This window comes from Thalassotalea euphylliae, from assembly GCF_003390335.1.
Classification (GTDB): domain Bacteria; phylum Pseudomonadota; class Gammaproteobacteria; order Enterobacterales; family Alteromonadaceae; genus Thalassotalea_F; species Thalassotalea_F euphylliae_B.
On the sequence record NZ_QUOU01000001.1, the window covers coordinates 4,764,196 to 4,773,423 of the forward strand.

At 44.5% G+C, this 9,228-nt stretch carries 9 protein-coding genes; 3 read left to right on the forward strand and 6 right to left on the reverse strand.

The features are described 5' to 3' along the window. Positions 1–252 precede the first annotated feature (252 nt). Positions 253–699 carry an FMN-binding protein MioC gene (mioC, locus tag DXX93_RS20650; protein WP_116009768.1) on the reverse strand — a complete coding sequence of 149 codons (447 nt, stop codon included), beginning with the start codon at positions 697–699 and terminating at the stop codon, positions 253–255. A 136-nt stretch (positions 700–835) separates the two neighbouring features. Here mioC and DXX93_RS20655 point away from each other — a divergent pair, with 136 nt between their 5' ends. Beyond that, complete coding sequence (locus DXX93_RS20655; protein ID WP_181902292.1) at positions 836–3,808, forward strand: Ig-like domain-containing protein; 2,973 nt, start codon at positions 836–838, stop codon at positions 3,806–3,808. Then, positions 3,805–4,245 carry a hypothetical protein gene (locus DXX93_RS20660; protein WP_116009770.1) on the forward strand — a complete coding sequence of 147 codons (441 nt, stop codon included), beginning with the start codon at positions 3,805–3,807 and terminating at the stop codon, positions 4,243–4,245. The genes DXX93_RS20655 and DXX93_RS20660 overlap by 4 nt, the downstream gene beginning before the upstream one ends. 115 nt (positions 4,246–4,360) lie before the next feature. On the opposite strand, the gene mnmE is transcribed toward DXX93_RS20660, so the two are convergent. The 5 genes from mnmE to rpmH form a co-directional block, all read right to left on the reverse strand. After that, on the reverse strand, positions 4,361–5,740 hold the full coding sequence (gene mnmE, locus DXX93_RS20665; RefSeq protein ID WP_116009771.1) for a tRNA uridine-5-carboxymethylaminomethyl(34) synthesis GTPase MnmE: 1,380 nt from the start codon (positions 5,738–5,740) through the stop codon (positions 4,361–4,363). 149 nt (positions 5,741–5,889) lie between these two features. Next, positions 5,890–7,527 (reverse strand): membrane protein insertase YidC, encoded by a 1,638-nt coding sequence (yidC, locus tag DXX93_RS20670; RefSeq protein ID WP_116009772.1) that lies wholly within the window; start codon positions 7,525–7,527, stop codon positions 5,890–5,892. A gap of 6 nt (positions 7,528–7,533) precedes the next feature. Continuing rightward, on the reverse strand, positions 7,534–7,782 hold the full coding sequence (gene yidD / locus DXX93_RS20675; RefSeq protein ID WP_116002235.1) for a membrane protein insertion efficiency factor YidD: 249 nt from the start codon (positions 7,780–7,782) through the stop codon (positions 7,534–7,536). Next, positions 7,749–8,105: a ribonuclease P protein component gene (rnpA, locus tag DXX93_RS20680; RefSeq protein WP_116010081.1), complete on the reverse strand. Its 357-nt coding sequence runs from the start codon at positions 8,103–8,105 to the stop codon at positions 7,749–7,751. Before rnpA ends, yidD begins: the two co-directional genes overlap by 34 nt. Positions 8,106–8,178: 73 nt before the next feature. Further along, positions 8,179–8,313: a 50S ribosomal protein L34 gene (gene rpmH, locus DXX93_RS20685; RefSeq protein WP_116002236.1), complete on the reverse strand. Its 135-nt coding sequence runs from the start codon at positions 8,311–8,313 to the stop codon at positions 8,179–8,181. 480 nt (positions 8,314–8,793) lie between these two features. Here rpmH and DXX93_RS20690 point away from each other — a divergent pair. Beyond that, positions 8,794–9,228 (forward strand): DnaA N-terminal domain-containing protein (locus DXX93_RS20690; RefSeq protein ID WP_258872739.1); only part of this gene is annotated, 435 nt, incomplete at its 3' end.

The window sequence follows — 9,228 nt, forward strand, 5'->3', positions numbered from 1 at the left end:
ATTAGGCTTGCGGTTTTTTGTGGATAAGCAAGAAAACCAGTTATAAATCATGATCTTTAATTGATCATGATCTTGTGATCAAAGTTTGATCTAGTGCGGTAAAAGCTATGATCAACAAGGCTGTTTATCCACAACTCACATTCTTATTTATTTTGTTAACTGAATAATAAAGGGAAATTAACGGGGTTATACGCTTTTTATCCACATTTGATGTTTTCCCTAGATCTAAATGTGGATAACAGCTTAATAAGATCAGGATAAGCGATCTTTGTTTATTTCAAGCCACTCTTGGGCAGCGAGTTCTGGATCGTCAACAGCTGTAATGTCGATGGTTTTGACGTCAAGAACCTTGTTGCAAGATATTGAATTTAATAACTTATCTATGTTTTTAGCGGCAAAACAGAAGGTGTCATAGTTAGTATCACCGATACCGATCACCGCATACTTGGTGTGGATGAGATCCTGTTCACATTGGGCTAGGTCGTTAACAAAAGCTTGAATGTTATCTGGGTAATCTCCTGCACCATGAGTGGAGGTGCAGATCAACCACGTTTGATCTTTTTGCGCGATCGCGGAAAATTCAGGCGTGTAATGTAGTGTTACTTGGTGGCCAAGTGCCTCAAGCGTTTCTTGGCAAGCTTCGGCGACATATTCTGTGCCGCCAAGCATGCTGCCAATAATGATTTGGAAAGATGACATGTTTGCGTGCTTAGTTGTTGTTAAAAAATTAGTCGCATCTTAGCACTTTTTTGCCGTCCAACAGGTCTATTGTTCAAAGCGCATGACAATTTGCGACTAACATTAATTTACCCATGACATTATGCAGGCGGTTCGCATGATAAAAAAAATATCCTTGGCTTCTTGGTTTCTGTTTGTTGTTTCGGTGCACAGTTACAGCAATACCTTGTCTCAAGTAGCACGTATCTCCGTTAATTGGCCTGCCATTGCCAGCAAGTCACTCAACGAGGAAGCCGATAATCACTTGGCCAGTAATATGCGAAGTTTGGCATCGCGCGAGTACTTAACTCAACTGAATATTGAACAGCTTGCCAGTGATATTCATGCACTGGATGACCCGCACAGTCAGCGAGCATTTGCGATCAGCGTGCCCTTACCTAACGGGGAGCTGGTTGATTTTGTGTTGACCAAAAGCCGGGTAATGGAAAGCCAGTTAGCTGAAAAGTTTTCAGATATCACCACATATGATGGTTTTGCGATTGATCAGCCGGAAAGTACGGGCAAATTTGAATTAACGTCTGTGGGCTTTCGTGGCATGTTTTATTATCAAGGGCAGCTGGTTTATCTCGATCCTAAGTATCTTGATAGTAAAAGAATTTATACCAGTTATTTCCAACGAGATGCATTATCTTCAACTGGTACTACGCTTACCCGCCATCAACCAAAACTGAGCACAGCGTTTTATGAACAGCTCAAACAAGCGCGAGCAGAAAGTCCAGCAAAAGCAGCTCGCACGCCTGTGCAACTTAAAGAGTATCGATTGGCAATTACCACAACAGGTGAATACACGTCATTTTTTCAAGGGAGTGTCAGTAATGTCATGGCGGAGCTAGCGACACTCGTCAACCGTATCAATATGATCTATGAGCAAGAACTGGCGGTTAGGATGATCTTAGTCGCTAATAATGATCAGCTTATTTTTACTAATGCCGCCAGCGATCCTTTTCTTAATGAACTTGATAACGACAGCGATGAAGCAACACGGGTGATTTCTAACATCATCGGCACTAGTAATTATGATATTGGTCATGTGCTAGGCACCGATGGTGGTGGCTTGGCATTTCTTGGCGCTACCTGTATTAATAGCATTAAAGGCGGCGGGGCAACCGGGTCTTTTCGACCGACGGGAGACTCGTTTTACGTCGATTTGGTTGCTCATGAACTCGGTCATCAATTTGGTGCCAGTCATACGTTTAATGGCTTAACTCAATCTTGCGGTGGTGGCAACCGTGCAGCAAACAGCAGCTACGAAGTGGGCAGTGGCTCTACTATCATGGCCTATGCGGGGATCTGTGGCAGTCAAAACCTGCAGTCTCGCGCAGATCCTTTCTTCCACGGCCATTCTATGGATCAAGTGGCGGCGCACTTGGCTAGGTTCCCCAGTTGTGGTGTTAACACTGCGCAGGTCAACAGAACGCCTGTGGCCAACGCGGGTCGTGATGTCACCATTCCCGCGAATACACCATTTACTTTAACGGGCACGGCATCTGATGAAGATGGTGATGAACTAACTTATGATTGGCAACAGTTTGACTTGGGCCCTGGCAGTAATGGGCCAAGCGAACAGGTTGATGACGGGCAGCGCCCGCTGTTTCGAGTTTTCGCACCGCAAACTGAACCGAGCCGCACGTTTCCCAGACTTAGCGATGTGTTGACTGGCAATTTAACACTTGGCGAGACATTTGCGACGACCAATCGCGATTTGAATTTTCGTTTGATCGTACGTGATAACAAAGGGGGCGTGGCTTTTGATAATACTGTGGTTAATGTTGTTGATACCGGACAAGCGTTTGCGGTGACGGAGCCGTCTTTTAATGACAGCTGGACGAGTGCCGAGCAAATTGTGCAATGGGAAGTTGCCAATACCAATCAAACGCCGATTAGCTGCTCGGCGGTAAACATTAGTTTATCGGTAGATGGTGGCAATAGTTTTACCGTAGAGCTTGCTAACAATGCTCCTAATAACGGGAGTTTTACCGTGAATTTACCCGCCGTGAGCAGCAACAATGCAAGGCTTAAAGTCGCCTGTGCTGACAATGCATTTTTTGCCGTAAACGCAGGGCGGTTTAGCGTCAATAATTCACAAGCGCTACCATTTGAAATTACTGGTGTGAATGGCTCGTTGTCGGTTGATGAAGATCAGCAATTAACACTCTCTGTGGCTAATTTTACGATTCAAGGGCAAGTTGCTGATAGCTTGGTAATTTCAGAGGGTGATAACTACTCTGTTGACGGTTCGACTGTCATTCCTGATACCAACTTTAACGGCAGTTTGTCTATTGAAGTACGTGCTGTTGCAGGTAGCGAGCAAACTCCTGTGTTTAGCACTCAAGTGGCTGTCGCAGCCGTTAATGATGCACCAGTAGCAACTGATGATGAGCTTACGCTAGCACAAGGCGCAAATACGCAACAAATTAATGTACTTAGCAATGATGCAGATGTTGATGCTCAAGATAGCTTGACGTTATCACGATTGGTTTATACGGGTGATGGTCAAGCGAGTATTGTAAATAACCAGATCAGTTATACGCCAGCAACCAGTTTTACCGGTGAAGAGACGATTAGCTATACGGTTAGTGATAACAGCGGTGCAACCGATACCGCCAATTTGATCATTACGGTTAGTGAAATTGCTGTGAATAATCCGCCGGCAACTAACAATGACTCAATCACGTTAACGCAAGGAGCTGGTAACCAGTTAATTGATGTGGTGGCGAACGATTCAGATCCTGATGCAGGTGATACCTTAACCCTGACTAGCATTGACTATTCAGGTAATGGCCAAGCTAGCATTTCCAATAATCAGATCAGCTATACACCTGCGGCCACCTTTAGTGGCCAAGAAAGCATTGGTTATACCGTAAGCGATAGCGCTGGGTTATCGGCCACAGGGCTATTGAATATCACCGTGAATGCTGCCCCTCAACCGCCAACACCTGCACCAGTCGAGCCCGAACCCAATAACTCTGGCGGCTCTGGTGGTGGTAGCCTTTATTGGTTAATGGTCTTGTTGTTCGTTGCTGGTAGTTTCCGTGTCGTTGGCTTTTATCAGCGAGGAGAGCGCAAGTGAAAGTTTATTCGATAATAGCACTTTTAGCATTTTCTCTTGTGGCTTGCCAAAAAAGTGATCAGGCGAGTGAGGCTGCAAGTTCAACTTCAGAATCAATTGTTGATCCCACATTAGCACCTGCGTCAAAGCAAGAAGCAGAAAAGCTTGATGCCCGCTACCAAGGCACAACCGCTAACGATGCAGTCGCTAGTGCGATTGTTAATCAAGACTTTCGCTTGCTGTCGACATCGACGCGAATGCCGCAATTTCCAGGGACGGATCAATCCCGTTATCACGAGTATAAAGCGCTTTGCGGCGCTAATTTCTTACCAAATATGGGGGATGTGAAGCTGCAAGGGGATAACTCAGGCAACCGTCAACAAGTTAAACAATATATGGCTGAGTATAACCTGCTGATGCTAGAGGCCTGTTTGAATCATCATCACGATGGAGCGTAAAAGTTTCGCTCACTAAGCGAGCTTTAAGTATTCGCGGTAATAATAGTGCTTGCTCGACTGTGATGAAGAGCAAGCAAGATTTAAATGTTAATTATGGCGCAGTTTGAGTAATGAATTATTTACCAATACAGAAAGACGAGAAGATCTTACCCAGTAGATCATCACTGGTAAATTCACCGGTAATTTCATTCAGCGCTTGCTGACAAATACGTAACTCTTCAGCCAATATCTCACCGGCGACATAGGACTCTAATTGATCTAACCCCGTTTGCAGGTGATTGTGCGCGACTGCCAACGCCACCAAATGGCGGCGTCTTGCCATAAAGCCACCTTCGGTGCTGCCTTGATAACCCATGATGGTTTTTAGGTGCTCTTTAAGATCGTTAATACCGTCACCGCTTTTCGCTGAAATGGTAATGCTCGGGTGCTCAATATCACCACTCAGGCCAGTTGTTGCGCCACTTAAATCTGCTTTGTTACGAACAATGGTGACGCCCATTTTTTCGGGTAGCTGTTCAAAAAACTCAGGCCAAAAGTCACGGGGGTTCTCTTGTTCACTGGTGGCAGAGTCCACCATTAGGATAACGCGATCAGCCTTGGCGATTTCCGCCCACGCGCGTTCAATACCGATTTGTTCGACTTTGTCAGGGCTTTCACGCAGGCCAGCGGTATCAATGATATGCAGTGGCATGCCGTCGATATGAATTTGCTCAGATAAAACATCACGAGTCGTCCCCTCAATATCGGTAACAATCGCGGTTTCTTTACCGCTCAGGGCATTAAGTAAACTTGATTTACCCGCGTTAGGGCGTCCTGCGATGACTACTCGCATCCCTTCGCGAATAATACTGCCTTGTTTCGCTTGCTGCTGCACCTCTTCAACACGAGTGATTATGCCTTTGAGGCTATTAAGGACTTTTTCGTCGGCGAGAAAATCAATTTCTTCTTCGGGAAAGTCTATCGCCGCTTCAACGTACATGCGCAGGTGAATAACGTCTTCGACAAGCTGATGAACGAGTTTGGAAAAGTCACCTTGCAGTGAGTGTAGAGCACTGCGCGCAGCTTGCTCTGAATTTGAGTTAATTAAGTCGGCAATGGCTTCGGCTTGGGTTAAATCGAGCTTGTCGTTTAAGAACGCTTGTTCACTAAATTCACCTGGCTTGGCCATACGCACGCCATTGATTTGCAGTATCTCTTTGAGCAGCATGTCGAGAATTACGGGGCCACCGTGTCCTTGCAGCTCAAGCACATCTTCGCCGGTAAATGAATTAGGGCCTTTGAAAAACAGGGCAATCCCTTGGTCTAAGGTGTTGCCATTTAAATCATTAAAATTTAAGTAATCGGCGTATCGCACCTTAGGGCATTTCCCTAGTAGTTGCTCGGCAACTTCGCTTGCTTTAGGACCTGAGACACGAATGATGCCGACACCACCTCGACCGGGGGCGGTCGCTTGGGCTGCGATGGTTTCTGTGTTGCTAGATAAAGTTGCCGACATAATGGTGCTCTGTAGTGATTAATGTTGGATAAATACCAAACTATTATAACTTGGTGAGGGATAAACAAAAAAGGTGGCTAGTGCCACCTTTTCACATTACTCAGTTCGCTTAACTAAAACTGAGTGTATTTCAGTTATCGCGATTAGGCTTATGCTTTCGCTTGCGCCTTTTGCTTGTCTAGCCCCGCGAAAATAATCTTCATTTGAATGATTGAAATCACGTTACTGATAAACCAGTAAAGTACTAGGCCAGATGGGAACCAGAAGAAGAAAATCGTAAAGATCAGCGGCATGTATTGCATCATTTTTTGCTGCATTGGATCTTGTACTGTCATTGGCGTCATCTTCTGCATGATGAACATACTGATCCCCATCAGAACTGGCAGTACAAAGTAAGGGTCTTTTGATGATAAGTCAGTTAACCATAAGCCAAACTCTGCGTGACGAAGCTCAACACTTTCCAGGAATACCCAGTAAAGTGCTAGGAGAATTGGCATTTGAATAAGGATCGGTAAACAACCACCGGCTGGGTTTACTTTTTCCTTGCGGTATAGCTCCATCATCGCTTGTGACATCTTCTGACGGTCATCACCAAAGCGCTCTTTGAGTTGCGCCATTTTCGGTTGCAACTCACGCATTTTCGCCATTGAGGTGTATTGCGCTTTCGTAAGCGGGTACATAGCACCTTTTACGATAATCGTGATGATAATGATCGCGATGCCCCAGTTGCTCACTAGTGCTTGAATTTGCTGTAGTAACCAGAATAGCGGTTGGCTGATCATAAATAAGAAACCGTAATCAACGGTTAAGTCTAAAGCATCGGCGATTTGCTCTAACGCGTCTTGGTCTTTTGGACCAACGTAGAAAACCGCACCTGTGGTTGCTGTGGTATTGGCATCAATATTTAGCGTAGGTGCTTTAAAGCCAATGACGGCATCACCTGCGCTGCTGTAGCTTGTGTAAAGCTGATTAGCGGCATCTTGTGCAGGTACCCAAGCTGACACGAAGTAATGCTGTAGCATTGCAACCCAGCCACCTTGCGTGGTTTTGTTTAGGTTGGCATCGGCAATGTCTTCAAAGTCGTATTTCTCGTAACGCTCTTCGGTCGTTGAGTAGGCTGCGCCGCGGTATGTTGGAATTAAGCCTGATGAACTATCGACATAGCTAGACTGCTTGAGTTGACCATACATTTGTACGCTTGCTGGCGTTGCCATGTTGTTTTGAATTTGGTAATCAACGTTTACTTTGTAGCTGTTAGGCGTAAACGTATAAGTTTTAGTCACCGCTAACCCTGTGTCGCTAACATAATTTAACGCCACGGTTAGTGGCTGGCCGTCAACCATGGTGAAGTTCGACTGTGCAACTTGGTAAATAGGGCGACCCGGAACTGTGCGATCAATACCGTTGGCACCCGTTAAGCCACTTTGCGCAATGTACTTCATTTGGCCATTCTGCATAATGGTAAATGGAACACCACTACCTTGCTCAGTTTCATAAGCAAGTAAGGTTGCTTCAACAATGTCACCACCTTGGGTATTGATTTTCAACTTTAAGACATCTGTGGTGATTTCAATTAAACGGCTATTGGCAGCGGTTGGTGCGGCAATCTCTTTAATATTTTCAGAGGAAGCCGGAACAAAATCATCGGAAGCAGGCGTATCTTCGCTTGTTTGGCTAGCAGTCGGTTGTTGCACTGGTGCAGGGGCATAGTCAAGCTGCCACTGCTGATAGAGCATATAGGTGACTACCAATAAGCCAATAAAAAGCATACTGCGTAGGGATTCCATAATATGTTATTTCTCTTTGTTGGTTGGTGGTACGGGATCTTCTCCACCCGCATTGAGTGGGTGGCATTTTAGTATACGTTTAAGCGCTAACCAACTCCCTTTTACTGCTCCGAAGCGATTAATTGCTTCAATGGCGTAACTAGAGCAGGTGGGTTGAAAGCGACAATTATTACCCAGTAAAGGGCTGATAAACTTTTGGTAGAGTTTTATTAAGCCGATGGCTAAGGCTTGTGGCGCTGAATGATTTTTCGCCATGTCTTTACCAATTGTTTATTAATGGTGGCGTTATCGAGATTATCAATACCAGATTTCACCATGACCACAATATCGATATTGGGTAAATTGTGTTGTGCTAATCGAAAGCTTTCGCGTGTCAGGCGCTTTATGCGATTACGTTGAACAGCTAATTTGACGCGTTTTTTCGCGACAGCAAAACCTAGACGTGGTTTGTCTAACGTGTTTTTGGTGATTAAGATAGTGAAATGGCTAGAGCCAAAACGAGAAGATTTTGAGAAGACTTGTTGGAATTGTCCGGGAGTCAATATTCTTGACTCCCGGCTAAATTCATAAGTAACCATATCGTTCATTGAAGTTATGTCACTGAAGTACTGCGGTTACCTATAATTTCGCAAGATGTAGTTTCTTACGAAATTAAGCGCTTAACTTAGCACGACCTTTTGCACGACGACGTGCTAAAACGGCACGACCGTTTTTAGTAGCCATACGTGCACGGAAGCCGTGGTTGCGCTTACGCTTTAATACAGAAGGTTGAAATGTTCTTTTCATTACGCTTTTCCGTTCGGTTGTTGTTGCCCTGGCAAAACAGCCGTTGTGAGCACACAGGTCTAAAAAAGAGGCCGAATTTTAAATAGTGTACGAACAATTGTCAATATATTAGTCAGATTTAATAAATAGCGATCAATCGCAGGATCGTTTGGATCTGACATCTATCCACAATTTAATCACATGCAATTGTGTTAATTGCGAAAAATTCGCTAATTTTTAGCTCATAAAAAAATATTATTAGCTGCAATACGGATCAATTAAATTATTCTAATAAAAAATATAATCTTTATTTAACAACAGCTTATTTTTGTCGTGTTTTTTCAACTGTATTTTTAACGGTTTTCCAGTTGCATCTGTGGATAACTGTAGGGATAATTGATCAATTCGTATAATAATTTTAGTTTCCTATCCCTCTCAAGCGCAGATAAGATCGTCTTACCCTCGCAAGATCGTAGAAGGAAGTATTTCCAGGAGCCTCCGTTGGATCATTCGCTTTGGCAGCGTTGCCTTTCAGTATTGCAGGAAGAATTACCCGCTCAACAATTCAGCATGTGGATCCGCCCACTGCAATGTGTCGTTGAAGATAATATTATGACTTTGTACGCGCCAAATCGCTTCGTGCTTGATTGGGTGCGTGATAAATACGTTGAGCGGATCACAACGATCGTGTCTTTGGCTGAAACCAGTAACCCACCATTATTGCGCTTTGATGTCGGCACTAAGCCAGTTCAACAGGCACCAGTCAGTACGCAAGCGAGTAAAGTAGATCTCAATAACGGCAATGGCTTAGCTGAAACGCCAGCAAAAGAGCCTGAAACTAACTTACCTAAAACCACCAATGTTCGGAATAAGTACACGTTTGATAATTTTGTTGAAGGTAAATCAAACCAACTAGCACGCGCGGCCGCATCACAA